Source organism: Leisingera thetidis, assembly GCF_025857195.1.
GTDB classification, from domain to species: Bacteria; Pseudomonadota; Alphaproteobacteria; order Rhodobacterales; family Rhodobacteraceae; genus Leisingera; species Leisingera thetidis.
In genome coordinates this window covers 1,464,292-1,488,085 of sequence record NZ_CP109787.1, presented here as the reverse complement: position 1 = coordinate 1,488,085, position 23,794 = coordinate 1,464,292, and the positions used below count along the sequence as shown (strand labels likewise).

Genomic DNA, 23,794 nt, shown 5'->3' with positions numbered 1-23,794 from the left:
GGCGCAGCGCCGGGCGCGCTATTCCTCGAACAGTTCCGCCTGCTCTTCCGGCTCCTCGCCGTCCTCGCTGCCGTCCTGGCCCATCGACAGGGCCCCCGGCGGCGGCCGGTTCTCCAGCAGCCCGGCGGCGCGCAGCTCCTTCAGGCCCGGCAGGTCGCGGGCGCTCTCAAGCCCGAAGTGGTCGAGGAAAACCGGCGTCACCACAAAAGTCACCGGGCGGCCCGGCGTCATCCGGCGGCGGCCGAGGCGGATCCAGTCCATCTCCATCAGCTGGTCGATGGTGCCGCGCGACACCGACACGCCGCGGATCTCCTCGATCTCGGTGCGGGTCACCGGCTGGTGATAGGCAACAATCGCCAGCGTCTCGATCGCGGCGCGGCTCAGCTTGCGCAGCTCGGTGGTTTCCTTCTGCATCAGGAAGCCCAGATCGGGGGCGGTGCGGATCGCCCAGGCATCGCCCAAGCGCACCACCCGCACGCCGCGCCCCTCGTAGCGCTTGCGCAGATGCTCCACCGCCTCGCGCGGGTTGCAGCCATGCGGCATGCGGCCTTCCAGATCGCGCAGGGTCACAGGCTCGGCGCTGGCAAACAGCACCGCCTCCACCATCCGCTCCTGCTCTGCCATCGGCGGCGCATCGAACAGCGTGTCGTTGCCGTCGCGGATCGGAGCGCCGTGGCCGTCCATGATCTGGTCTTCCATCAGGTATCCTCGTTCAGGCTGCGCAGCTGGATCGGCGCAAAGGTGTCGCTCTGGCGCAGTTCAAGCCTGCCTTCCTTGACCAGCTGCAGCGAGGCGGCAAAGGTCGCCGCGGTGGCCGACCGCCGCTTGACCGGGTCGCTGTGCCAGCCGTCGGGCAGATAGCTGATCAGATCGGTCCAGTCGCCGGTAAAGCCCAAGAGGTGGCGCATCCGGTCCAGCGCCTCCTCCATGGTGAAGACGGACTCCCGGTCCATCACGAAGGGGCGGAAATCATCCTTGGTGCGGATGCGGGCATAGGCCTGCATCAGGTCCAGCAGATTGGCGGTATAGGTGACGGTCTTGATCCGGGCGACGCTCTCCTCCTCGCCGCGGCCAAAGAAGTCGCGGCCCAGCCGGTCGCGGCCCATCAGGCGCGCGGCCGCGTCGCGCATCGCCTGCAGCCGCTCCAGCTGGAACGCCAGATGCGCGGCCAGCTCCTCGCCCGACGGCCCCTCTTCCTCGGGGTCCGGCGGCAGCAGCAGGCGCGATTTCAGATAGGCCAGCCAGGCCGCCATCACCAGATAGTCGGCCGCCAGCTCGATCCGCAGCTCCTTGGCCTTGTCGACAAAGGTCAGGTACTGGCGCGCCAGCTCCAGCACCGAGATCCTGCGCAGATCCACCTTCTGGGTGCGCGACAGCGTCAGCAGCAGGTCGAGCGGGCCTTCGAACCCGTCCACATCCACGATCAGGGCCTCGGCCGCCAGCCGTTCCTCCACGCTCGTGTCCGCTTCTGAAAAAAGTGTCTGCTCAGCCATACACCTGCCCGCCCATGAAGGCGGCAAGTTCGTCTTCGGCGGCCTGAATGTCAAGATCCGCAGGGGGTTTGCGGGCTGCCAGCGCCCGCTCTGCGCGGCTTTGCGCCGCCTCTGTCATGGCACCTGCGGCCTCTGCCACCGCGATGCGGTCCTTGAGCGCGGCGTTGCACAGCAGCACCACGTCGCAGCCCGCCGCGATGGAATCGCGGGCAATATCCGTCAGCGATCCCTTGAGCGCCTTCATCGAGATATCGTCGGTCATCACCAGCCCGTCAAAGCCGATTTCTTCGCGGATCAGCTGCATCATCCTGGGCGACGTGGTGGCCGGGCGGCTGTCATAGGCGTCATAGACCAGATGCGCGGTCATCCCCAGCGGCAGGTCGTTCAGCGCCCGGAAGGCGGCAAAATCCGTCTGCTCCAGCGCCTCGGCCGGGGCGCCGACCCGCGGCAGGTCCAGGTGGCTGTCGGCGGTGGCGCGGCCGTGGCCGGGGATGTGCTTCAGCACCGGCAGCACGCCGCCGTCCAGATGCCCCTGCGCCACTGCGCGGCCCAGCCGGGCGACGGTGGCCGTGTCCGTGCCATAACAGCGGTTCTTGAGGAAGTAATGGGTCGCGGCACAGGCCACATCGGCAATCGGCGCGCAGTTGCTGTCCACCCCGAGGCCGTGCAGCTCATGCGCGATCAGCCTATAGCGCAGGTACATGGCGCGCTCCGCGTTTTCCCCGGCCCGCTGCACATGCTCCAGCGGCGCCAGCCACTCGCGCGCCAGCGGCCGCCGCAGCCGCTGCACCCGGCCGCCCTCCTGGTCGATGGTAATCGGGCAATCGCGGCCCACCGCCTCGCGGAAGTCGCCGCACAGGGCGCGGACCTGATCCGCGGTTTCGATGTTGCGGGCAAACAGGATGAAGCCGAACGGATCGGCATCGCGGAAAAACGCCTTTTCGTCCGCGCTCAGGCGCAGGCCGTCTGCGTCGAGGATGGTGGCTCCGTAGGTCATGATCGCCCTCTGCAATGCCCCCTGTCTGCGGCGCGGACAGGGCTGGGCCCGGCCGCGGGTGGGTGCAAAGCGCCCGCCCTGGGGGGCGGACGGGCGCTGCCCGGCCTCGCGGCCGGGCGGAACATCAAGCCGGTGCGCGGCTTAGCGGGTGGTTACCGGAATGCAGTCGGCATTGCCAGCCACCAGCGCCGAGCAGAAGCGGCGGGCGTCGGACAATCCGTCAAAGCCCATCGCCCGCAAGCGGTAGAAGGTGCGGCCGCCGCTTTCGGCGCGCTGGATCACCCGCTGCTTGCCCTCCAGGAAATCCGCAAAACGGGCATGGATGCGGTCCCATTCGGCGCGCGCCACTTCCGGGCTTTCATAGGCGCCCAGCTGCGCCAGCCTTGTGCCGGCCGCCAGTGCGGCCGGGTCGACATCGACGGTGGCGGCACGCGCTGCCGGTGCGGCTGCGGCCGGAGCCGGGCTGAACCGCGCGGGCCGGGCCGAGGGCCGCAGCGACTGCTTGACGCCGGGCGCATTCAGCAGCGCCGGGGCGGGCGCGGCGGCGGCGGCGGCAGGCCGCAGCGGTTCCGGCTGCACGATGGCAGGCGCCTGGGCGGACGCGGGCACCGCGGCGGACAGCGATTCTGCCTCGCGCGCCAGCTCCGCCACCAGCGCATCGATATCGCCGTTCCGGAACGAGGCCACCGCGTCTTCGCTGACCTCCGCGCCGGCGGCGCCGGGGGCCGCAGGGGTTTCAGGATCTGCCGGGGCTGCGGGCACCTGCGCCGCCGGCGCGGCCTCGGCGGCCAGCTCGGGCAACGGCTTGTCATCTTCGGTCAGCTCGATGGCTGCGGGGGCCAGGGTCAGCCGGTCGGCGGGGGCCTCGGCGCTGCCGCGGGCGGCAACGGCATTCACCGCCAGCCCCTGGTGATCCGCCTGGGAGCCGCCCGGGTTCGCCGGCTGCTCGCGCATCGGGCCTTCCGCCGCGCGCACCACCGGCACGCCGCTGACGTCGCGCATCACCAGCTTGTAGCCCCAGAAGCCGACGCCGGCGACCAGCGCAACCGACGCCACCGCGCCCAGGATGCTCAGCGTTTTCGAGAACCGCGCCCGCAGCGAGGCCGCCGCGGCATAGCCGCCGCGGTCATGGCTGCCGCCGAAGCTGTCATAGTCCTGCCCTTCGGGCTGATAGCCATAGGCCGGGTCCTCATAGCCATAAGCCGGCTCGGCTCCCGGACCTGAATAGGGCTGATCGGAGTACTGCTGTCCGTAAGAACTGCCAGAGGCGGACTCCTGCTGCCGTCCGCCGTCCTGTGTAAAGGCGCGCCCCTGGCCCGCCTGCGCAAAATACGCCATCTTCCGCCTCACTGCCCGGTTCGGCGGCACGAGAATCAGCGCCGCGCCCCAGGTCTCTTGAACTGCCTCAGCCCGGCGGATGTGCAATTTTGACCGCAGGGGCTGGTGCCCCTTCTGGTTATCGCATCTCTTCTGCCGGTTTCACGCCAAGAATACCAAGACCTGCGGAAATGACAACGGAAACGGCCCGGGCCAGCGCCAAATTCGCATGTGTTGCCGATTGGCTGCTCTCCTTAACAAACCGTAAATCTTCATTCGATTTGCCAAGATGGTAGAGCCCGTGCAGCTCCGAAGCCAGGTCATAAAGGTAGAAGGCCACCCGGTGCGGCTCATGGGTGCGGGCGGCGATTTCCACCTGGCGCGGCCATTCGGCCAGCTTCCGGGCCACTGCCAGCTGCGCCGGGTCGGCAATCAGCTCCAGATCGGCGCCCGCCAGGGTCGCATCATCCGCCGCGATGCCCTGCTCTGCCGCCTTGCGCAGGGTCGAGCAGATCCGGGCGTTGGCGTATTGCACATAGAACACCGGGTTGTCCTTGGACTGCTCCAGCGCCTTGTCGAGGTCGAAGTCGAAGCCCTGGTCGTTCTTGCGGGTCAGCAGCATGAAGCGGGTCACATCCGCGCCCACCGCATCGACCACGTCGCGCAGGGTGACAAAGGTCCCGGCGCGCTTGGACATCTTGAATTCCTGGCCGTCCTTGAACAGCTTGACCAGCTGGCACAGCTTGATGTCGAGCGGCACCCGGCCGTCCGACAGCGCCGAAACCGCCGCCTTCATCCGTTTGACATAGCCGCCGTGATCGGCGCCGAAGATGTCGATCAGCTCGTCAAAGCCGCGCTCCACCTTGTCAAAGTGATAGGCGATATCGGGCGCGAAATAGGTCCAGGAGCCGTCCGATTTCTTCACCGCCCGGTCGACGTCGTCGCCGTGATCGGTGGATTTGAACAGCGTCTGCTCGCGCGGCTCCCAGTCGTCGGGCTTCTTGCCCTTCGGCGGCTCCAGCACGCCCTGGTAGATCAGCCCCTTGGCCTCCAGCGCCTTCAGCGCCGCCTCGATCTTGCCGGTGCCGTACAGCGATTTCTCGGAATAGAACACATCCATTTCGATGCCGAGCTGGGCCAGATCCTCGCGGATCAGCGCCATCATCGCATCGGTGGCGAATGCGCGCACCTCGGCCAGCCAGACGTCCTCGCCCTTGCCGACATAGGCATCGCCCGCCTTGTCCTTCAGCGCCTGCCCCACCGGCTTCAGGTAGTCGCCCGGATAGGTGCCATCGGCAAAGGCAACCTCCTGGCCGTGCGCCTCCAGGTAGCGCAGGTAGACCGAGCGCGCCAGCACATCGACCTGGCCGCCGCCGTCGTTGATGTAATATTCGCGGGTGACGTCATAGCCGGCATAGGCCAGGAGCGACGCCAGCGCATCGCCGAACACCGCGCCGCGGGTGTGGCCCACATGCAGCGGCCCGGTCGGGTTGGCCGAGACATATTCCACGTTCACCCGCTTGCCCGCGCCCATGCCCGAGCGGCCGAAATCCGTGCCTGCGTCCAGGACCGATTTCAGCACCCGCTGCCAGACGCCGGGCGCAAGGCGCAGGTTGAGAAAGCCGGGACCCGCAACCTCTGCCGAGGTGACCCGCGCGTCCGCGGCCAGTTTGGCCGCCAGCGCTTCGGCAATGTCGCGCGGCTTCATCCTGGCGGGCTTGGCCAGCACCATCGCCGCGTTGGTCGCCATGTCGCCATGGGCGGCATCGCGCGGCGGCTCCACCGCCACATTGGCAAAATCGAGCCCCCCGGGCAGCACGCCGTCCGCGGTCATCGCGGTCAGGCTGTCAATCACAAGCGAGCGGATATCGGTAAAGAGGTTCATATCTGGCGTCCCATATGTTCAACAGAGCGGATACCGAGGGCCAGAGGCAGGGTCAACAGGGATGCGTCAGATGGCCATGCCCGCGGCGCGGGCCGCCGGATGCGCCGCCGCCGCGGCGGTCAGGACAGAATCTGCTGGATGGCAGAGGCGGTGCCCCATTCGGTGATCGTGTAGCGGCGCAGCGCGGCCACGTAATAGGGGTCCTGCAGGATCAGCCGCTCGACGTCCTGGCGGGTCTCCGCCTCGACATTCCAGATCGCGCCGGGGAAATCCTGCATCGGCCGCATCGCCAGCGCGCCGCCGATCTGCAGTTCGGGCCGCGAGCGCACAAAGGCGATATGCGCCTCGCGCCGCGCCTTGTCGCCGCGCACCCGGTCCATTTCGGGTTGATCCGTGAATGTGACGGTCCAGCGTGCCATGGCTTTTCCCTTTGCTGCCCTCCCCGGGGCTTACCGTCAATGCGCAAATGCATCATAGGGCCAGATGATAGCACGGATTAGGACCAAACTGGAAAATCAGAGCGTAGGCAGGGCGGGCCATCCGCCCTGCGTCCCTCCCTATCTAGGCCGGATGCCCCTGCGACTGCTTGGCACCGTCGCAGATCCCGTACCAGCCGGGCTTTTCGCCGACGAATTCATGGAAGCTGTTCCCGGCCTCCAGTTCCCCGTCCAGCGCATTTGCGGCGATGGGGAAGCTTTTCTCCTCCGACAGGATTTCCCCCAGGGAGCTGCCGCAGTTCCGGCAGAAGCAGCGGCCGTACTTATAGGGCGGCGCGGGCTGGTACAGCGCCACCTCCTCCTTGCCCGCAATCCAGCGCAGGTCTTCCTTTTTCACAAAGACAATGGTGCTGGCCCCGGCCTTGCGGCAGCGGGAGCAATGGCAGGTGCCCATCAGTGCGGGCTGCGCCAGCAGTTCAAACTTCACCGCGCCGCAGCAGCAGCTTCCTTCAATCATTCCGGTCATCCTCCAAGTTACATGATCCCGATGAGAACATTACGGGAACATCTACCCCGGCACAAGCCACCGCACGGCGTTGCGCCAAAGCCCGCCGCAGCGCACGCCCCGCTTGCGCGGCCTTAACCGGGATCTGCGATAGTCATTTCCGCTGCAGCACATGGCGCGGGTCTGGCACCCCGTGCGCACAGGAGACCAGGCCCCCCAAGACCACCTCCACAAAAGGTGCAGGGGCGTCACATGGCTGAAGCTTCTGACCGGACCCGGAGCGCGCTGGCGTTCCGGCCTGCCCTCCGCCCCTGTTGGCGGCGCCGCCATCTCTAACCGCCCTTCTGACAGGCACAGCACGCAAGGACATCAGCACAGACCGCAGGCAACCAAGCCCTCAGACCTCGACCTTCACCCCGATCAGCCGCTCATGCTGCTGCAGGGCGAAACGGTCGGTCATGCCGGCGATATAGTCCGACACGATCCGCGCCAGCGCGGTGCGGCCCTGTGCCGCCGCGATATCGGCGTGCCAGCGCTGCGGCATCTCCAGCGGGTTGTCCAGGAAATAGGGAAACAGCGCCTCCACCACCTTGGCGACCTTGGCGCGCTTCTCCATCACCGAGGGCGCCCGGTACATGCGGGTGAACAGGAAGGCGCGGATCTCCTTCAGGTCGCGCCACAGGGGATCGGAGAATTTCACCACCGGCTGCCCCAGCGCGCGGACCTCCTCGACGCTCTGCACGCCGCTCTCCGCCAGCAGGCCGCGGGCGGTGGCGATCACGTCGCTCACCATCATGCCGAAGAACCGGCGCAGCGCCTCGTGGCGGCGGCGGTTGGGGTCAAGCCCGGGATAGCGCCGGTCCACCGCGCCGTAGGCCGCATCCAGCAGCGGCAGCCGGGCCAGATCATCGTCGCTGAACAGCCCTGCCCGCAGCGCGTCATGCAGGTCGTGGTTGTTGTAGGCGATGTCATCCGCCAGCGCCGCCACCTGCGCCTCGGCGCTGGCGTGGGTGTGCAGCTCCAGGTCGATCTCGGCGTTGCATTCGGCCAGCGCCCAGGGCAGCTCCCCCACCACCGGACCGTTGTGTTTGGCAATCGCTTCAAGGGTTTCCCAGGTGAGGTTCAAGCCGTCGAACTCGGCGTAATGCCGCTCCAGCCGGGTCACGATGCGGATCGCCTGGGCATTGTGGTCAAAGCCGCCGTAGGGCGCCATCAGCGCATGCAGCGCGTCCTCTCCGGTGTGGCCGAACGGGGTGTGGCCCAGATCATGCGCCAGCGCCACCGCCTCGGTCAGCTCCTGGTTCAGCTCCAGCGCGCCGGCAATGGTGCGCCCCACCTGCCCCACCTCGATCGAATGGGTCAGCCGGGTGCGGTAATTGTCGCCCTCATGCTCGACAAACACCTGGGTCTTGTGCTTCAGGCGCCGGAAGGCGCTGGCGTGGATGATCCGGTCGCGGTCGCGCTGATACGGCGAGCGGAAGGAGCTTTCCTCCTCCGCAACCTGCCGCCCGCGGCTGCGGTCCGGCATCGTGGCATAAGGTGCATGCATCAGAAATCTTTTCCTTCACCAATCTTGCCGCCTGAATTGCACCTTCATATATAATAAGTTGCGCCGCAACCTGAGCTTTGGAGATCCGTAATGAACCTGCCCCCGAAAGTCACCGACCGTGCGTTTGCCCGGCTGGCCGAGATCGGCGCTGCGGATCAGGGCCAGGCGCTGCGCGTCGCGGTCGAAGGCGGCGGCTGCTCCGGCTTTCAGTACGAGATCGCGCTGGACGGGGCGAAACCGGATGATCTGGTGCTGGAGGGCCAGGGCGAGAAAGTGGTCGTCGACGCGGTCTCCCTGCCCTTCCTGGAAAACGCGGTGATCGATTTCACCGAAGAGCTGATCGGCGCCCGGTTCACCATCGAGAACCCCAACGCCACCTCCAGCTGCGGCTGCGGCACGTCCTTCTCGATCTGATCCCGCCGCTTCCCGGCAAGGAAAACGGACCGGAAGACACCTGTCCTCCGGCCCGGATCCATCGCTTGTTTCCGGCGCCCCTGCGGAGCGCGGCAGGCGCGGTTCAGTTCAGGCGCAGCCGCTAAGGATCGGTCTGCAGCCGCCCGGCACTGCGCAGGCGCGGCATCGCGGGGGCGAACTGGTCCCAGACCAGATATAGCCCGGAGGCGATCACGATCGCGCCGCCGATATACGTTGTGCCGGACGGCAGCTCGCCAAAGAATGCCGCCCCGATGAAGGCCATCCAGATGAACTGCAGGTTCATCAGCGGGGTGACCGCATAGGACGCCAGCAGCCGCAGCGCCACCACCAGCAGCCAGCGCGCTCCGAACAGCAGCAGCGCATAAGCCGCGGCCCAGGCCAGATCCGCCAGCGGCATCGGCATCCAGACAAACGGCAGCACCAGCAGCATGGCCGCACAAAGTGTCAGGTTGGGATAAAACACCTGCGCCAGCGCGTTGCTTTCATAACGGCCGATAAGCCGCGCCATAGTCATGGAAAATGTGCCGGACACCGCAGCCCCCAGGGCCACCAGATGCCCCGGCGACACCGCCGCGACCCCGTCCGGAAACAGGAACAGGACCCCGGCAAAACCGGCCCCAAGCGCCGCCCAGGACGCCGGGCGCACTGGCTCTCCCAGCAGCAGCCCGGACATCGCCCCGGCCAGCAGCGGCATCAGCCCGATGAACACGAACACTTCGGCAAAAGGCAGCAGACGGAAGGCGTGGAAAAAACAGACCGCAGCAATCAGCGTCGCCACGGAGCGCAGCGCCATCGCCCGCGGGCAGCTGGTGCGGAACCCGCGGCGCTGGGACGGCAGGCGGTCCGCCAGCAGGCAGAAGCCCGCCACCAGGGCGCCGGAGAGCGCATAGAGCTGGGCCGCGGCATACTGGCCCGCCAGCAGCTTGGTGATCCCGTCCGCCGAAGCAATCAGCCCGGTATAGGCCACCGCCAGCAGCGCGCCGCCCAGGGCCTGGCTGCGGGCGCCGGCCATCACGCCGCCCCCGCGCTGCCTGCGCGGGCAAAGCCCTCGAAGAAGCCGGCAAACCCGGCACAGCTGCGTTCCGCCGCGGCGAGCAGCCCATGCTCCTCCTCGCTCAGAACCGCCTCGGCGCGCAGCTTGACCGCGCTCCAGCTGGCACGTGCCGTCCCGGCGTCGAATACGGCTTCTGACAGGCGCCTCAAAATGCTCCCTCCCGGCTGCGCCGACACATGCACGGCCCCTTCGGGGACCGCCTGCCGGAAGGCACACCGTCCGGACAGCAGCATGAGCCAGTTGACCACAAAATACTCGTGATACGCATCATGAAGTCCAGAGAATTCATCTTTAGCGAGCATATAGGCGGAAACCTGCCTGTCCAGCCAGGCCTCCCATGCGGCGGGCGGCTGCCGCCCGGAAAACCGCAGGGCGATGCAGATCTCCGCCAGCAGGTCGGCATTCTGATCCAGGAAGGCCACCAGGCCGGCAAATTCCAGACTGGTGACGGCGGCCTCCGGCAGCTCCGGGTCCCGGCGCCCGTATTCGGACAGGTAAAAGACGATATGAGTCAGCTCATAGGCCGCTTTTTTGTTGGGAATGGCAAAGGTTTGCGGGTTTGAAATGAAGCCGCGCAGCCGGTCGTCGAGTCCGTCGCAGCGCATGTTCACACCGCGCCGCGCCAGCAGGCGGCGGGCCTCCGCGCGCTGCAGATCGGACAGTTCCGCCTGCGCCAGCCCCTGCTCCGACACCCAGCCGGCCAGCTGCATCCCGGTCTGCCCCGGCAGGCCCAGATCCTCCAGATCCAGGCAGATCGACAGGATGAAGCGGTAATATTGCCGGAAGAAGCTGATATGGCGCGCCGCACCCTCGTAGAACTGCTGCAGGGGCTGCAGGGCGTCAGCGGCAACATCCGCCCCGGTGCATTCCAGAATATTCAGCAGTTCGGCGTTCTCCTTGAGCCAGAACACGTCCTCCCGGCTGCGCCGGTGCGACGCAAAGCCGGTAATCAGCGCCTCTTGCGCACAGGCCCGGGACTGGCGGGCGGCAGGAGAGAAGAACGGGATGATCTGGGCCATGGAAACCTCGTACAGAGTGATGCGGCGCGATGTCGGCGGCCCCGGCTGCAGGGCCGCGCAAGGTCAGGGTCCGGGCCGGATCAGCTGCCCGAGGAGAACAGCCGGGTGGCATCGCCGGCGCAGGTCCGCGCCCCGGCTGCCGGGGCGGAACCGGACGAGAACAGATGCGTCCCCTCGCCCGCCTCCGCCTGGGCCGACGCGGCCGGAGCCGAACCGGAGGAGAACATTTCCGTCAGATCGCCGGCACCGGCGTCCGCCTGCGCCGCCGGGGCCGAACCGGAGGAAAACATTTCCGTCCCCTCGCCGGCCGCCGTTTCGCGCAGCCCGGCCGGGGCCGAGCCGGAGGAAAACATTTCCGTCAGCCCCCCTGACGCAATCTCAGATTGTCCGGCCGGCGCCGAGCCGGACGAAAACATCTGCACCAGATCGCCTGCGCCGCAGTCGGAGCGGGCGGCGGGGGCCGAGCCCGAGGAGAACATCTCCACCAGGTCGCCGGCCGCGGTTTCGCTGCGGGCCGCCGGCGCCGAGCCGCTGGAGAACAGCCCGGTTGCCCCGCCGGTCCAGTGTTCGGCCTTCTGCGGCATCGACCCGGAGGAAAACAGCGAAACGCCCTCTCCGGCCATCAGATCCGCGGTGCATTCAGGCGCCGAACCCGAGGAGAACATCTCTGCCCCTTCGCCCCCGAACAGGCTGGCGCCTGCGGTGCGGCCGGTTGCGCGGGACGTCTGGATTTTGTGCTGAGCAGTCATTTGGAACCCCATTCGTTTGAGACAAAAGGCTCCCTGACGCTGGCACGGTCTCCGCGCAGCGCAAATAGAAAATGCAATTTCACATTGTATTTTCTAGCGCCGGCAACATTAACTTCAACTCGCTGTTTTTTGCGCAATTACAATTATTTCAATTCATCCACAGCTTATTCACCGCGTTATTCACACGCATATTACTGCAAAATAAAATAACTCAACCTGAGGGATATTTTTCACCCATGCAAAACAGCCCTGATTCGCTGCGCTGCCAGTGATTCGCGAGTCGCGCATCGGGCTTGCCCCGGGACGCTGATTCAGCGATAGATCGGCTTCGAATAAAGCAATCTGTGCCGGAGGCAAGCCATGAAAATCGCCACATTCAATATCAATGGCATCAAGGCCCGGGCCCAGGCGCTGCCGGACTGGCTGGATGACGCCCGGCCCGACGTGGTGCTGCTGCAGGAAATCAAATCGGTGGACGAGGCGTTCCCGCGCGAAATCTTCGAAGAGCGCGGCTACAATGTCGAAACCCACGGCCAGAAAAGCTTCAACGGGGTGGCGATCCTGTCAAAGCTGCCGCTGGAGGATGTGCGCCGCGGGCTGCCCGGCGACGACAGCGACGAACAGGCGCGCTGGATCGAGGCGACGGTGACCGGCAAGCAGGCGATCCGCATCTGCGGCCTGTATCTGCCGAACGGCAACCCGGTGCAGCTGGAGGCCGACGGCCGCCCGGCGGCGGGCGGCAAATACGCCTATAAACTCGCCTGGATGGAGCGGCTGAAGGCCCGCGCCGAGGCGCTGCTGGATGACGAGATGCCGGCGCTGATGGCGGGCGATTACAACATCATCCCGCAGGCCGAGGACGCCAAGCGGCCGGAGGCCTGGCTGGAGGACGCGCTGTTCCGCCCCGAAAGCCGCGCCGCGTTCCAGCGGATCGTCAACCTGGGCTTCACCGAGGCGTTCCGCGCCCGCCACCAGGGACCGGGGCATTATTCCTTCTGGGACTACCAGGCCGGCGCCTGGAACCGCGACGACGGCATCCGCATCGACCATGTCCTGCTGACGCCGCAGGCCGCCGACCTGTTGCTGGACTGCCAGATCGACAAGGATGTGCGCGGCCGCGAGAAACCGTCCGACCACGTGCCGGTCTGGGTCGAGCTGGACATCTGACACCCAGCGCCGCCCGCGCCGCGCATCGGCGCGGCGCCACGCCCAAGGTTTTCAGGGTCATTTCCAATGATCCGGAAAACGGCGGGAGCCCCCCTTTTTCCGCGGCCGTTCAGGCGGTGACGTCGTGGCGGTAGATCCAGTCGAACCGGCCCGTCATCCTGCCCGGCGCATAGCGGCCGCCCAGCTTCAGGACCTGATGCGCCGGCCAGCTGAGCGGTGCGCGCAGGTGGTATTTCCAGGCGTTGCCGCTGGCTGCCTGCACCACTTTCTCCGCCCGCCCGCGGCGGCGGGACTGGTACAGCGCCAGGCCGCGCTCCATATCCGGCGCCTCCTGCAGCGCGCGGGCCAGAACCCAGGCATCCTCCAGCGCCAGATTGGCGCCCTGCGCCATGAACGGCAGCGTCGGATGCGCCGCATCGCCCAGAACCGCCGTATGGCCCTGATGCCAATGGGTTGCCACCGAATGGCGGAACAGCCCCCACAGCAGCACGTCGTCCACCGCCTCCAGCAGGGCCGCGGCGGCGCCGCCGAAGCGCGAGAAGGCGGCGCGCAGATTGGCCGGGTCGTCCTGGAAATGCCAGCCCTCCTCGGCCCAGGCGCGGCGCTCCTGCACCGCGACCAGGTTGACCAGGCTGCCGTCCCGCAAGGGGTAGGCCACCAGATGCCGCCCCGGCCCCATGAACACCTGCGCCTCGGGCGGCAGGCCAAGGCGGTTCGGCACGATGGCGCGCCAGGCCACTTGGCCGGTGAAGAAGGGGGTGCTGGCGCCGTTCAGCGCCAGCCGGGTTTTCGAATGCAGCCCGTCGGCGCCGACCACCAGATCGCCGCCGCATTGCGCGCCGTTGCTGAGATGCACAACCGGCTGCGGCCCGGGCTCGACCCGCTCGGCCCTTTGCAGCAGCCGCACCTGCACGCCTTCGCGGCGCGCCGCCCCGGCCAGGATGCCGATCAGGTCGGAACGGTGCGCGAAGTAATAGCGCAGGCCCGCGGCGTGCTCATCCAGGTCCAGCCGCAGCACCTGGCCGCCGCGGCGGTGGCCGCGCAGCACCACGGCGCGCGCCCGCTGCGAACACCAGGCCAGATCGTCGGCCAGCCCCAGCGCCTTCAGCACCGCCACCCCGTTGGGGGTGATCTGCAGGCCCGCGCCCACTTCGGAAATCGCCTCGGCCTGTTCCAGCACGGTGACGGATGCGCCAAGGCGGCGCAGCGCCAGCGCTGCGGTCAGGCCGCCGATGCCGGCGCCGATGACAGTGATTTTCAGGCCTTTGAGTTCCATGGGCTCCCGCAGATTCTCCGTCCGCCCCCAATGGAACAAAAAACGCCGGAGCAAAAGGCCCCGGCGTCATGAATCCGCGCGTTTTCACCGCCACGGCCGGCGGTCAGTCGTCGCGGTGGACTTTCTCGCGGCGCTCGTGGCGCTCCTGCGCCTCCAGGCTCATGGTGGCGATCGGACGTGCATCCAGCCGTTTCAGCGAGATCGGGTCGCCGGTCACTTCGCAGTAGCCGTATTCGCCCTCGTCGATGCGGCGCAGCGCCGAGTCGATCTTGGCGACCAGCTTGCGCTGGCGGTCGCGGGTGCGCAGCTCCAGGGCGCGGTCGGTCTCTTCGCTGGCGCGGTCGGCGACATCCGGGATGTTGCGGGTGTTGCCCTGCAGCCCTTCGATGGTCTCGCGGCTGCCGGACAGCAGTTCCTGTTTCCATTCCAATAGTTTGCGTCGGAAATACTCAAGCTGCCGTTCATTCATGAACGGCTCATCTTCGGCCGGTCGGTAATCGTCCGGCAGAAACACTTCTTGCTTCATTTCGGCTCCTTCGGTCTGGCCCATAATGTTGGTCATAATTTGCACCTGAACATTTTGGCTACCCCCTCTGCCGCAGCGTTTATCCCTATCGGAAAGGAATGTCACTACACAATAGTGGCGCTGTTTGGTTAAAACCGTGATAACAACAGGGCGCTGCGGCGCCAAACCGGACCGGAACAGGAAAGATATGCAATTTCAGGGCACTAAGGAATATGTCGCAACAGATGACTTGAAAGTTGCGGTGAACGCGGCGGTGACGCTGGAGCGGCCATTGCTGGTCAAGGGCGAGCCCGGCACCGGCAAAACCGAGCTCGCCAAGCAGGTGGCCAGCGCCCTGGGGCTGCGGATGATCGAGTGGAATGTGAAATCCACCACCCGCGCCCAGCAGGGGCTGTATGAATACGATGCCGTCAGCCGGCTGCGCGACAGCCAGCTGGGCGAAGAGCGGGTGCATGACGTCAAGAACTACATCCGCAAGGGCAAGCTGTGGGAGGCCTTTGAGGCCGATGAGAAGGTGGTGCTGCTGATCGACGAGATCGACAAGGCCGACATCGAGTTCCCCAACGACCTGTTGCAGGAGCTCGACAAGATGGAGTTCCACGTCTACGAGACCGGCGAGACCATCAGGGCCAGGCACCGCCCGGTGATGATCATCACCTCCAACAACGAAAAGGAGCTGCCGGACGCGTTTCTGCGCCGCTGCTTCTTCCATTACATCCGCTTCCCCGATGCCGAGACCATGCGCAAGATCGTCGCCGTGCACCACCCGGGCATCAAGGAGGCGCTGCTGACCGCGGCGCTGACCCAGTTCTACGAGATCCGCGAGACGCAAGGGCTGAAGAAAAAACCCTCCACCTCGGAAGTGATCGACTGGCTGAAACTGCTGCTGGCCGAGGATCTGAGCCCGGAGGACATCGCCCGCGACGGCGCCAGCGCGCTGCCCAAGCTGCACGGCGCGCTTTTGAAGAACGAGCAGGACGTGCATCTGTTCGAACGGCTTGCCTTCATGGCCCGCGGGCGGCGCTGAGCCGGGCACCGCGGACACACCGGACAGGCAGCGCCGCGGCCCTGCCTGTTTCGCTTCAAATTGCTGCCGCATTCCCCTATCAGAGGAAACGGAGCCGGGCTGCTAGGGCCGGGCTGATAGGAGACGCCTGTATTGCCCGCTGACGCTGCTGCACCGGATTCACATCGTATTGCCCGGCAGCCCCGGCGGCGGCTGCTGCGGGCGGCCGCGGCGGCCCTGGCGGCGCTGGCGCTGACCGCCTGCACTGCGCCGCTCCACCGCGCCGAGGCCCCGACCCGGGCCGCTGCCGCCCCTGCCGCCCTGCCCCCGGTCAAGGTCTTCACCGCCCGGCGGCCGCCGCGGCCGCAGCGGTCCAACGCCAGCATCGCGCGGGATTTTCTGGACCTGCACTTCCAGCTGGAGGGCGGCACCACCCTGCCCCAGTTCACCCGCTTCGAGGCCCCCATCACCCTGCGCGTGACCGGCGCCCCCGCGCCCGGCTTCAACCGCGACCTGACCGCGCTGCTGGCGCGGCTGCGCGATGAGGCCGGGATTCCCATCCGCCGCGTGTCCGGTGACGCTGCCAGCATCACCATCCAGTCGGTGCCGCGCGCCGAGATCCGCCGGGCGCTGCCCAAGGCGGCCTGTTTCGTGGTGCCCAATGTCTCCTCGCTGGCCGAGTACCGCCGCAGCCGCCGCAGCCCGCGCACCAACTGGTCGCTGCTGCGCAGCCGCGAAAAGCTGGCGGTGTTCATCCCCAACGACACCAGCCCGCAGGAGGTGCGCGACTGCCTGCACGAGGAGCTGGCGCAGGCGGTCGGGCCGCTGAACGATCTGTACCGGCTGCCGGATTCGATCTTCAACGACGACAATGTCCACGCGGTGCTGACCGGGTTCGACATGCTGATCCTGCGCGCCACCTATGCGCCGGAGCTGCGCACCGGCATGAGCCGGGCCGACGTGGCCGCCCGCCTGCCCGCGGTGCTGGCGCGGCTGAACCCGGCCGGTGTGCGGGCGGCAGCCGGCTGGCTGCCGGAAACCCCGCGGGCCTGGATCACCGCCTATGAGCAGGCGCTGGGGCCAAGCACCGCCCTGCGGGAGCGGCTGCGGGCCGCCAACAGGGCGGCGGCGATTGCCCGCGACCTGGGCTGGCAGGACCACCGCCGCGCGATGAGCCATTACACCCTGGGCCGGATGCTGCATGTGCGCGAGCCGGAGCTGGCGCTGCAGCATTTCCGCACCGCGATGACCTATCTGCAGGGGCTGCCCGGCACCGCGATGCACCAGGCCAGGCTGGCGGTGCAGCTGGCCGCCTATGAGATCGCCTCCGGCAACGGCGCCGCGGCGCTGGCGCTGCTGGAGCCGGCGGCGGCGGCGGCGGCGGCGCATGAGAACGCGGCGCTGCTGTCGACGCTGCTGATGCTGCAGGCCGAGGCGCTGGACCTGGAGCACCGCACCGCCGAGGCGCGCCGGGTCAGGCTGGACAGCCTGGGGTGGGCGCGCTACGGGTTCGGCCCGGATTGGGTGGTGGAGGCGCGGCTGGAGGAAATCGCCGCGCTGCGCCCCTCGGCCCCCTGATCCGGCGCAGATGAACTGGTCCTGAAAGACTGGCCCTGAAAGACAGGAAACGGAACACACCATGATCGTAATCGCCGGCTTAGTGCTGGGCGCCCTCACCGGCGCCATGAAGGCCCGCAAACGTGGCGGCAACAAACTGGACATGCTGCAATACGGGGCTGTCTATGCCATCGTTTTTGGTATTGTCGGCCTGCTGGCAACCATCCTGATGCACCGGGTGCTGGCGTAACCCTGCCGGAGGCCCGCGATGTTCCAGCCGTTCTTTGAAAACCTGCGCAAGGCGGCGGTTCCGGTCAGCCTGCGCGAGTATCTGACCTTTCTCGAGGGCATGAAGGCGGGGCTGGCCACCTATGACATCGAGGCGTTCTATTTCCTCGCCCGCGCCGCGATGGTGAAGGACGAGCGCAACATCGACAAGTTCGACCGCGCCTTTGCCGCCACCTTCGAGGGGCTGGAGGCGATCCCCGCCGAGGCGGTGATGGAGGCGGTCGACATCCCCGAAGAGTGGCTGCGCAAGATGGCGGAAAAGCATCTGTCGCCTGAGGAAAAAGCCGAGATCGAGGCGCTTGGCGGCTTCGAGGCGCTGATGGAGACGCTGAAGGAGCGCCTGAAGGAGCAGCAGGGCCGCCACCAGGGCGGCAGCAAGTGGATCGGCACCGCCGGCACCTCGCCCTTCGGCGCCTATGGCTACAATCCCGAGGGCGTGCGCATCGGCCAGGACAAGAGCCGCCACCAGCGCGCGGTCAAGGTCTGGGACAAGCGCGAGTTCAAAAACCTCGACGGCGATGTGGAACTCGGCACCCGCAACATCAAGGTCGCCCTGAAGCGGCTGCGCCGCTGGGTCCGCGAAGGCGCGCGGGAGGAGCTGGACCTTGACGGCACCATCCGCGCCACCGCCGAGCACGGCTATCTGGACGTGAAGACAAGGCCCGAGCGGCACAATGCGGTGAAGGTCCTCTTGTTCCTGGACGTGGGCGGCTCGATGGATCCGCATATCCAGGTGGTGGAGGAGCTGTTCTCGGCCGCGCGCGCCGAGTTCAAGCACCTGGAATACTACTATTTCCACAACTGCCTTTATGAGGGCGTGTGGCGCGACAACCGGCGGCGCTGGGGCGAGAAGATCCCAACCCATGAGGTGCTGCGCACCTACGGGCCGGATTACAAGTGCATCTTTGTCGGCGATGCCTCGATGAGCCCTTACGAGATCGCCTATCCCGGCGGCGCCAACGAGCACTGGAACGAGGAAGCGGGCCAGGTCTGGCTGCAGCGCGCGCGCGAGGCCTGGGCGGCGCATCTGTGGATCAACCCGGTGCCGGAGACATACTGGGACTACACCCATTCGATCGGCATGATCCGCGAGATCTTCGAGAACCGCATGGTGCCGATGACGCTGGACGGGCTGGAGCGCGGCATGCGCGAGCTGAGCCGCTAGCCGCCGCACAGCCGGCAGCCCGCCCGGGCCGGGCAGCGAAGCCCTCCCGCACCCGCAGGCGCGCCGGCTTGCGCCGGCACGCCCTGGCGGGTTTGGGCATGGCATCCTGCCAAGGCAGGATGCGCGCCGGACCTGAAGGTCCGGCGCCGGGCCCAACCGGCAGGCCGGCATTTTCAATGCGGGCCGGACGGGCGGGAGCCCTGCCCTGCCTGCTCCCCCCCGCGTCCTCGGCTGCCCCGTTCGCCCCCCTCGGCCCTGCTCCCCCTGAGCGGTTCTGCTTGCGGGCCCTGCCGGCACCCCGGTCTTGTCTTGCCCGCGCGGTTCCGCCGGCCTCCGGCCGGTGTCCGGGCCGCCTGCGTTCCAGCCGGTGCGGATGCCGCCGGGGCAATCCCTTTCTGCACAACCAAAAGCAGTTTGCCTGCGGAAATCCGCCGCCGCGCCCGGCCACCGGCGCAAGTCCGCCGAAGCCGCTGTCCCATGGTTGAACAGCCGCCCCGCCGGGGGCTACCCAAGAGGATAAAGGCGCGGCGACCAGACCCGCCAATCCCCGAGCAGGAGCATCGCGTGAGCGTGCCGCATCAAGACACAAAACCCCGTGGCGGCGCCCCCGCCGCCGCCGTGAAGCCGTTCCAGATCCGCGGCCGCTACTTCACCGCCGTTGCGCTGCGCCCGGAGGACGGGCCGCTGGATCAGGCGTTTTATGCCGCGCTTGACGCACAGCTGCGCTGGAGCCCGCATTTCTTTGACGGCGCGCCGCTGATCCTGGATCTGGCCCAGGCGCCGGGGCTGACCCGCCCGGCCGAGCTGCGGGCCCTGGCCGACAGCCTGCGCAGCCGCGGCCTGGCGGTGTTCGGGGTGCAGAACGCAACGCCGCTGCAGACCGCCGCGGCCGAGGACGCCGGGCTGATCACCATCGCCAGCGGCAAGGATGCGCCGCTCAACACCGAAGGGCCGTCGCGGCCGGGTACCCGCCGGGAACTGCCCAAGAAATTGCGACCGCCGCAGAACCGGCTGATCACCCAGCCGGTGCGCTCGGGGCAGACGGTGGTGGCCGAGGGCGGCGATCTGGTGGTGGTCGGGCCGGTCAGTTCCGGCGCCGAGCTGATTGCCCGCGGCAGCATCCATGTCTACGGCCGCCTGCGCGGCCGCGCCATGGCCGGGGCCGAAGGCGACGAGAGCGCCCGCATCTTCTGCCACAGCCTGGACGCCGAGCTGCTGGCGGTCGCGGGGCTGTACAGAACCAGCGAGAATTTGGAGCCGGAGCTTTTGAACCGGCCGGTGCAGGTGTTCCTGCAGGACGGACGGCTCTGTGTGGAAGCCCTGGGATGAGAGCAGGGATAAGGAAGGCAGGACGATGAGCAAGGACCTGAAACTGGAAGAGCCGCTGGGCCGGGTGATCGTGGTCACCTCGGGCAAGGGCGGCGTCGGCAAGACCACAACCTCGGCGGCGGTGGGTGCCGAACTGGCGCGGCGCGGCCACAAGACGGTGGTGATCGATTTCGACGTCGGCCTGCGCAACCTGGACATGATCATGGGCTGCGAGCGCCGGGTGGTGTTCGACTTCATCAACGTCATTCAGGGCGATGCCAAGCTGAAGCAGGCGCTGATCCGCGACCGGCGGCTGGAGACGCTGTCGGTGCTGCCGACGTCGCAGACCCGCGACAAGGACGCGCTGACCCGCGAGGGCGTCGAGAAGGTGCTGGACGAGCTGCGCCAGGAGTTCGATTACATCATCTGCGACAGCCCGGCCGGCATCGAGCGCGGCGCCCAGATGGCGATGCATTTTGCCGACGAGGCGATTGTGGTGACCAACCCCGAAGTCTCCTCGGTGCGCGACAGCGACCGGGTGCTGGGACTGCTCAACAGCATCACCGAACGGGCCGGCAGGACCGGCGCCGAGCCGGTGAAGGCACAGGTGCTGATCACCCGCCACGACAAGTCCCGCATCGACAGCGGCGAGATGATGACCGTCGAGGATGTGCTGGAAGTGCTGGCGGTGCCGCTGCTGGGCATCATCCCGGAAAGCACCGCGGTGCTGCGCGCCTCCAACCTCGGCGTGCCGGTGGTGCTGGATGACCCATCGGCGGCCGGAGCCGCCTATGAGGATGCGGTGGGCCGGCTGATCGGCGAGCAGATCGAGATGCGGATTGCCGCCGATCCCCGCCGCGGGCTGCTGCAGCGGCTGTTCCGGCGGGCGGTGTAAGCGGATGTTCGGTTTTTCCCTGCGTCCCCGCAAAGCCTCGGCCAGCACCGCCAAGGAGCGGCTGCAGATCCTGCTGGCGCATGAGCGCAGCGGCAGCGGCGGCGCCCGCCCCGACTGCCTGCCGCAGCTGCAGCGTGACATCCTGGAGGTGATCCGCCGCCACATGCAGATCGGCGATGAGGCGATCGACATCCGCATGGAACGCGGCGACGAGCTGTCGAGCCTTGAAATCAATATAGAATTTCCCGGAAAACTGGGCGTGAACTAGGGCCGGGGCCCCCGGGGCCGCCGTCCGGCGGCTCCGGAAATTACGTCAAATCAGCGCAAAACAAATCCTCGCAACCCGCGGCCCGGTAATCCCCGGTTAAGCCGCCGCTGTCCAGCATGGCATTCACCGTTTCCTGCGATGAGTGCCCATGACGCCTGCCATTCCGACCGATTCCGCCGCCCCCGGCACGCTCCGCCTTGGCGAGCTTCTGGGGGCGTTCAGCCATGCGCTGGACCTGACCGAAGGCCAGCCCAAGGGGCATTGCCTGCGCTGCTGCTGGATCGGGATGCAGGCGGCGGCCGCGCTGGGGCTGCCGCAGCAGGCGCGCTCGGGGCTGTATTTCACGCTGCTGATGAAGGACCTGGGCTGCAGCTCCAACGCGGCCCGGATCTGCCAGCTGTACCTGACCGACGACCTGAACTTCAAACGCAATTTCAAGACCGTCAGCGGGGCCCGCCAGGGCATCGGGTTCCTGTTCCGCAACACCGGCCTTGGCAGCGCGCCGCTGCAGAAGCTGAAGACGCTGGGCCATGTCATCGCCAGGAACGGCAGCCTCTCCGGCGAGCTGATCGAGACCCGCTGCAACCGGGGCGCCGCCATCGCCCGGCAGATGCGGTTTTCCGAGGATGTCGCCGCCGGCATTGCCGCGCTGGACGAGCATTGGGACGGCGGCGGCCGGCCGCAGGGGCTGCGCGGCAGCGCGATCCCGCTTTATGCGCGGATTGCGCTGATGGCGCAGGTGGCGGATGTGTTCACCGTCTCCCTCGGGGCCGGCGCCGCCGCGGCCGAGCTGGAGCGGCGCGCGGGCAGCTGGTTCGACCCGGAACTGGTGCCGGTGTTCACCGCGCTGATCCGCCGCCCCGGCTTTGCCCGGGCGCTGATGGATCCCGGCCTGGAGGCCGAGGTCTTTGCCGCCGAGCAGGCGCAGCACAGCCGCCCGGTGGACGAGGATTACCTGGATGAGATCAGCGAGGCGTTCTCGCTGGTGATCGACGCCAAGAGCCCCTTTACCCACGGCCATTCCCGGCGGGTGGCGCGCTATACCGGCATGATCTGCGATCAGCTGGGCTATGCGCCGGCGCGGCGGCGCTGGATGGTGCGCGGCGCGCTGCTGCATGACATCGGCAAGCTGGGGATCTCCAACACCATCCTCGACAAGCCCGGCCGGCTGACCGGCGGGGAGCTTGCCCGGATGAAGCTGCATCCGGTGCTGGGCCATGAGGTGCTGAGCCGGATTCCAGTGTTCCGGGAGCTGGCCGATGTCAGTGCCGCCCATCATGAGCGGCTGGACGGCAAGGGATATCCTTACGGGCTGGGCGCCGATCAGCTGACCACCGATATGCGGGTCCTGGCGGTTGCCGACATCTTTGACGCGCTGACCGCCGACCGCCCCTACCGGGCGGCGCTGCCGCTGGAGGAGGCCTATGCCATCATGGACGGACTCGCCGGCCCCGGCATCGATCCGGACTGCTATGCCGCGCTGCAGGACGCGGTGACGGCCAGCGGCTGGCCCTCGAGCCGGGAGAGGCTGGCGGAGGCATCCGGATGGGACAGCGGGGATCTGGCAGAAACCGCTTGAGACTGGCGCCGCCAGCCCCCATATCTGAGCCATGCTGCGCCTCATGCCGATCCTGCTGGCCCTGCTCTATGGCCTTGTGATGTACCGGATTTCCATCTGGCGCACCCATCGCGAGCTGGACCAGCGCTCGACCGAGCTGGCGGACCCGCGGCTGAAGCGGCTGACCGACCGGCTGGCGGCGGCGCTGAACATCGCCCGCATCCCGGTGCATATCTACGAGGTGGACCCGGTGAACGGGCTGGCGGCCGCCGACGGACGGATCTTCATCACCCGCGGGTTCTACCGCAAATACCAGAACGGCGAGGTCAGCGCCGAGGAGCTGGCCTCGGTGATCGCGCATGAGCTGGGCCATGTGGCGCTGGGGCATGCCAGGAAGCGGATGATTGATTTTTCCGGCCAGAATGCGCTGCGCACGGCGCTGATGCTGATCCTGGGCCGCTATATCCCGATCGTGGGCCCGTGGATTGCCGGCGTGCTGACCGGCCTGATTGCCGCCCGGCTGTCGCGCGGCGACGAGTATGAGGCGGATGAATATGCCGCGGCGCTGCTGACCAAGGCGGGCATCGGGCTGGCGCCGCAGAAGAGCCTGTTTGCCAAGCTGGAAGCGCTGACCCAGCAGCGCGCCGGCATGGCGCCGGCCTGGCTGATGAGCCATCCGAAAACGGATGAGCGCATTGCCGCGCTGGAGCGGCTGGAAGACAAATGGGCCAAGGGGTGATATGGCTCAAGGCTTGAGGGGCCGGCCCCTCAAACTCCCCGGAGTATTTTTACAAAGAAGAAGAGAGGGCCTTGGCGAGCCTTGGCAGGCGGGCTTTCTTGAGCAGCGGACGGATTTCCCAGCCGCCGCCGGAGAGGCGGTTGGCCTCGGCCAGGATCCGTGCGCCAAGGGTGTCCATGCCAGTGCCGTCTGCGAGCCAGAACCGGTAGAGGAGTTCATCGGGGCCGAAGCGCTCCAGCCCTTCCTCGGCCAGGGTGTGGCGCGGGAAGTCCTTGTTATTCAAAGTGACAATGCCGTCGGCGTGGCCGGTGACGGCGGCGGCCAGCACATGGATGTCGGCGCTGTCGGGCAGCCAGAGGCGGGCCTCGGTGCCCGGCGCCGGGGCCACTTCGGCCTTTGGCCAGGCGGCGCGGGCCAGGGCGATCTCGGCCCTCGCCTGGGCGGTGCCTTGGGGGCCGAGTTTCTGGGCGGCGCGCGCCCATTCCTCGAGAATGCGGGCGGACCAGAGCGGGGTGAAATGGCCCAGTCCGGCGGCGCCCAGCAGCATCTCGCGCATCACCGTCGGGTAGAGGACGCAGGTGTCCAGAAGCAGCTTCACCTG

General features: G+C 67.6%; 25 protein-coding genes. 11 read left to right on the top strand and 14 right to left on the bottom strand.

What is annotated here, in order from left to right; genetic code table 11:
• Nucleotides 1-18: 18 nt before the first annotated feature.
• The 8 genes from scpB to OKQ63_RS07100 form a co-directional block, all read right to left on the bottom strand.
• Nucleotides 19-699, bottom strand: coding sequence for an SMC-Scp complex subunit ScpB (gene scpB / locus OKQ63_RS07135; RefSeq protein WP_264213253.1), 681 nt, complete (start codon nucleotides 697-699; stop codon nucleotides 19-21).
• Nucleotides 699-1,493, bottom strand: a complete 795-nt coding sequence (locus OKQ63_RS07130) for a segregation and condensation protein A (protein WP_264213252.1) — start codon at nucleotides 1,491-1,493, stop codon at nucleotides 699-701. Before OKQ63_RS07130 ends, scpB begins: the two co-directional genes overlap by 1 nt.
• Complete coding sequence (gene nagZ / locus OKQ63_RS07125) at nucleotides 1,486-2,490, bottom strand: beta-N-acetylhexosaminidase (RefSeq protein WP_264213251.1); 1,005 nt, start codon at nucleotides 2,488-2,490, stop codon at nucleotides 1,486-1,488. Before nagZ ends, OKQ63_RS07130 begins: the two co-directional genes overlap by 8 nt.
• A gap of 141 nt (nucleotides 2,491-2,631) precedes the next feature.
• Nucleotides 2,632-3,828, bottom strand: coding sequence for an SPOR domain-containing protein (locus OKQ63_RS07120; protein ID WP_264213250.1), 1,197 nt, complete (start codon nucleotides 3,826-3,828; stop codon nucleotides 2,632-2,634).
• Between the two features lie 118 nt (nucleotides 3,829-3,946).
• Nucleotides 3,947-5,692, bottom strand: coding sequence for an arginine--tRNA ligase (gene argS, locus OKQ63_RS07115; protein ID WP_264213249.1), 1,746 nt, complete (start codon nucleotides 5,690-5,692; stop codon nucleotides 3,947-3,949).
• Nucleotides 5,693-5,811: 119 nt separating this feature from the next.
• On the bottom strand, nucleotides 5,812-6,111 hold the full coding sequence (locus tag OKQ63_RS07110) for a YciI family protein (RefSeq protein ID WP_264213248.1): 300 nt from the start codon (nucleotides 6,109-6,111) through the stop codon (nucleotides 5,812-5,814).
• A 142-nt stretch (nucleotides 6,112-6,253) separates the two neighbouring features.
• Nucleotides 6,254-6,646 carry a GFA family protein gene (locus tag OKQ63_RS07105; protein ID WP_264213247.1) on the bottom strand — a complete coding sequence of 131 codons (393 nt, stop codon included), beginning with the start codon at nucleotides 6,644-6,646 and terminating at the stop codon, nucleotides 6,254-6,256.
• Nucleotides 6,647-7,031: 385 nt separating this feature from the next.
• Entirely contained in the window at nucleotides 7,032-8,183 is a 1,152-nt protein-coding gene (locus OKQ63_RS07100; RefSeq protein WP_264213246.1) for a deoxyguanosinetriphosphate triphosphohydrolase, read from the bottom strand.
• A 90-nt stretch (nucleotides 8,184-8,273) separates the two neighbouring features.
• Here OKQ63_RS07100 and OKQ63_RS07095 point away from each other — a divergent pair, with 90 nt between their 5' ends.
• The gene (locus OKQ63_RS07095; RefSeq protein WP_264213245.1) at nucleotides 8,274-8,597 is read left to right on the top strand and encodes a HesB/IscA family protein; all 324 of its coding nucleotides are present in this window, start codon (nucleotides 8,274-8,276) and stop codon (nucleotides 8,595-8,597) included.
• A gap of 121 nt (nucleotides 8,598-8,718) precedes the next feature.
• On the opposite strand, the gene OKQ63_RS07090 is transcribed toward OKQ63_RS07095, so the two are convergent.
• The 3 genes from OKQ63_RS07090 to OKQ63_RS07080 all read right to left on the bottom strand — a co-directional run bounded on the left by OKQ63_RS07090 (nucleotide 8,719) and on the right by OKQ63_RS07080 (nucleotide 11,440).
• The gene (locus OKQ63_RS07090) at nucleotides 8,719-9,630 is read right to left on the bottom strand and encodes a DMT family transporter (RefSeq protein ID WP_264213244.1); all 912 of its coding nucleotides are present in this window, start codon (nucleotides 9,628-9,630) and stop codon (nucleotides 8,719-8,721) included.
• The gene (locus OKQ63_RS07085) at nucleotides 9,630-10,691 is read right to left on the bottom strand and encodes a DUF6902 family protein (RefSeq protein ID WP_264213243.1); all 1,062 of its coding nucleotides are present in this window, start codon (nucleotides 10,689-10,691) and stop codon (nucleotides 9,630-9,632) included. The genes OKQ63_RS07090 and OKQ63_RS07085 overlap by 1 nt, the downstream gene beginning before the upstream one ends.
• A gap of 80 nt (nucleotides 10,692-10,771) precedes the next feature.
• Nucleotides 10,772-11,440, bottom strand: a complete 669-nt coding sequence (locus OKQ63_RS07080; RefSeq protein ID WP_264213242.1) for a DUF6749 family protein — start codon at nucleotides 11,438-11,440, stop codon at nucleotides 10,772-10,774.
• Between the two features lie 360 nt (nucleotides 11,441-11,800).
• On the opposite strand from OKQ63_RS07080, the gene xth reads away from it, so the two are divergent.
• Nucleotides 11,801-12,607 (top strand): exodeoxyribonuclease III, encoded by an 807-nt coding sequence (gene xth / locus OKQ63_RS07075; protein WP_264213241.1) that lies wholly within the window; start codon nucleotides 11,801-11,803, stop codon nucleotides 12,605-12,607.
• A 109-nt stretch (nucleotides 12,608-12,716) separates the two neighbouring features.
• Here the strand turns inward: xth and OKQ63_RS07070 are convergent, their stop codons facing one another.
• Together OKQ63_RS07070 and dksA are read right to left on the bottom strand one after the other, a co-directional pair.
• A complete protein-coding gene (locus OKQ63_RS07070) occupies nucleotides 12,717-13,883 on the bottom strand; it encodes an FAD-dependent monooxygenase (RefSeq protein WP_264213240.1) in 1,167 nt (388 codons plus the stop codon).
• A 103-nt stretch (nucleotides 13,884-13,986) separates the two neighbouring features.
• Nucleotides 13,987-14,409, bottom strand: a complete 423-nt coding sequence (gene dksA / locus OKQ63_RS07065) for an RNA polymerase-binding protein DksA (protein WP_264213895.1) — start codon at nucleotides 14,407-14,409, stop codon at nucleotides 13,987-13,989.
• Between the two features lie 187 nt (nucleotides 14,410-14,596).
• Between dksA and OKQ63_RS07060 the strand changes: the two genes are divergently transcribed.
• The 9 genes from OKQ63_RS07060 (at nucleotide 14,597) to OKQ63_RS07020 (ending at nucleotide 23,193) form a co-directional block, all read left to right on the top strand.
• Nucleotides 14,597-15,436 (top strand): AAA family ATPase, encoded by an 840-nt coding sequence (locus OKQ63_RS07060; protein WP_264213239.1) that lies wholly within the window; start codon nucleotides 14,597-14,599, stop codon nucleotides 15,434-15,436.
• A 132-nt stretch (nucleotides 15,437-15,568) separates the two neighbouring features.
• Nucleotides 15,569-16,993, top strand: coding sequence for a DUF2927 domain-containing protein (locus OKQ63_RS07055; protein WP_264213238.1), 1,425 nt, complete (start codon nucleotides 15,569-15,571; stop codon nucleotides 16,991-16,993).
• A gap of 61 nt (nucleotides 16,994-17,054) precedes the next feature.
• Entirely contained in the window at nucleotides 17,055-17,222 is a 168-nt protein-coding gene (locus OKQ63_RS07050) for a hypothetical protein (RefSeq protein WP_264213237.1), read from the top strand.
• A gap of 18 nt (nucleotides 17,223-17,240) precedes the next feature.
• Nucleotides 17,241-18,425 carry a vWA domain-containing protein gene (locus OKQ63_RS07045; RefSeq protein WP_264213236.1) on the top strand — a complete coding sequence of 395 codons (1,185 nt, stop codon included), beginning with the start codon at nucleotides 17,241-17,243 and terminating at the stop codon, nucleotides 18,423-18,425.
• A 564-nt stretch (nucleotides 18,426-18,989) separates the two neighbouring features.
• A complete protein-coding gene (minC, locus tag OKQ63_RS07040; protein WP_264213235.1) occupies nucleotides 18,990-19,754 on the top strand; it encodes a septum site-determining protein MinC in 765 nt (254 codons plus the stop codon).
• Between the two features lie 25 nt (nucleotides 19,755-19,779).
• Nucleotides 19,780-20,628: a septum site-determining protein MinD gene (gene minD, locus OKQ63_RS07035; RefSeq protein ID WP_264213234.1), complete on the top strand. Its 849-nt coding sequence runs from the start codon at nucleotides 19,780-19,782 to the stop codon at nucleotides 20,626-20,628.
• 4 nt (nucleotides 20,629-20,632) lie between these two features.
• The gene (gene minE, locus OKQ63_RS07030) at nucleotides 20,633-20,896 is read left to right on the top strand and encodes a cell division topological specificity factor MinE (protein ID WP_264213233.1); all 264 of its coding nucleotides are present in this window, start codon (nucleotides 20,633-20,635) and stop codon (nucleotides 20,894-20,896) included.
• 148 nt (nucleotides 20,897-21,044) lie between these two features.
• Nucleotides 21,045-22,475: an HD-GYP domain-containing protein gene (locus tag OKQ63_RS07025; protein WP_264213232.1), complete on the top strand. Its 1,431-nt coding sequence runs from the start codon at nucleotides 21,045-21,047 to the stop codon at nucleotides 22,473-22,475.
• A gap of 31 nt (nucleotides 22,476-22,506) precedes the next feature.
• A complete protein-coding gene (locus tag OKQ63_RS07020) occupies nucleotides 22,507-23,193 on the top strand; it encodes a M48 family metallopeptidase (RefSeq protein ID WP_264213231.1) in 687 nt (228 codons plus the stop codon).
• Nucleotides 23,194-23,242: 49 nt separating this feature from the next.
• Here OKQ63_RS07020 and OKQ63_RS07015 read toward each other — a convergent pair whose 3' ends face one another.
• Nucleotides 23,243-23,791 (bottom strand): RSP_2648 family PIN domain-containing protein, encoded by a 549-nt coding sequence (locus OKQ63_RS07015; RefSeq protein WP_264213230.1) that lies wholly within the window; start codon nucleotides 23,789-23,791, stop codon nucleotides 23,243-23,245.
• Nucleotides 23,792-23,794 lie beyond the last annotated feature (3 nt).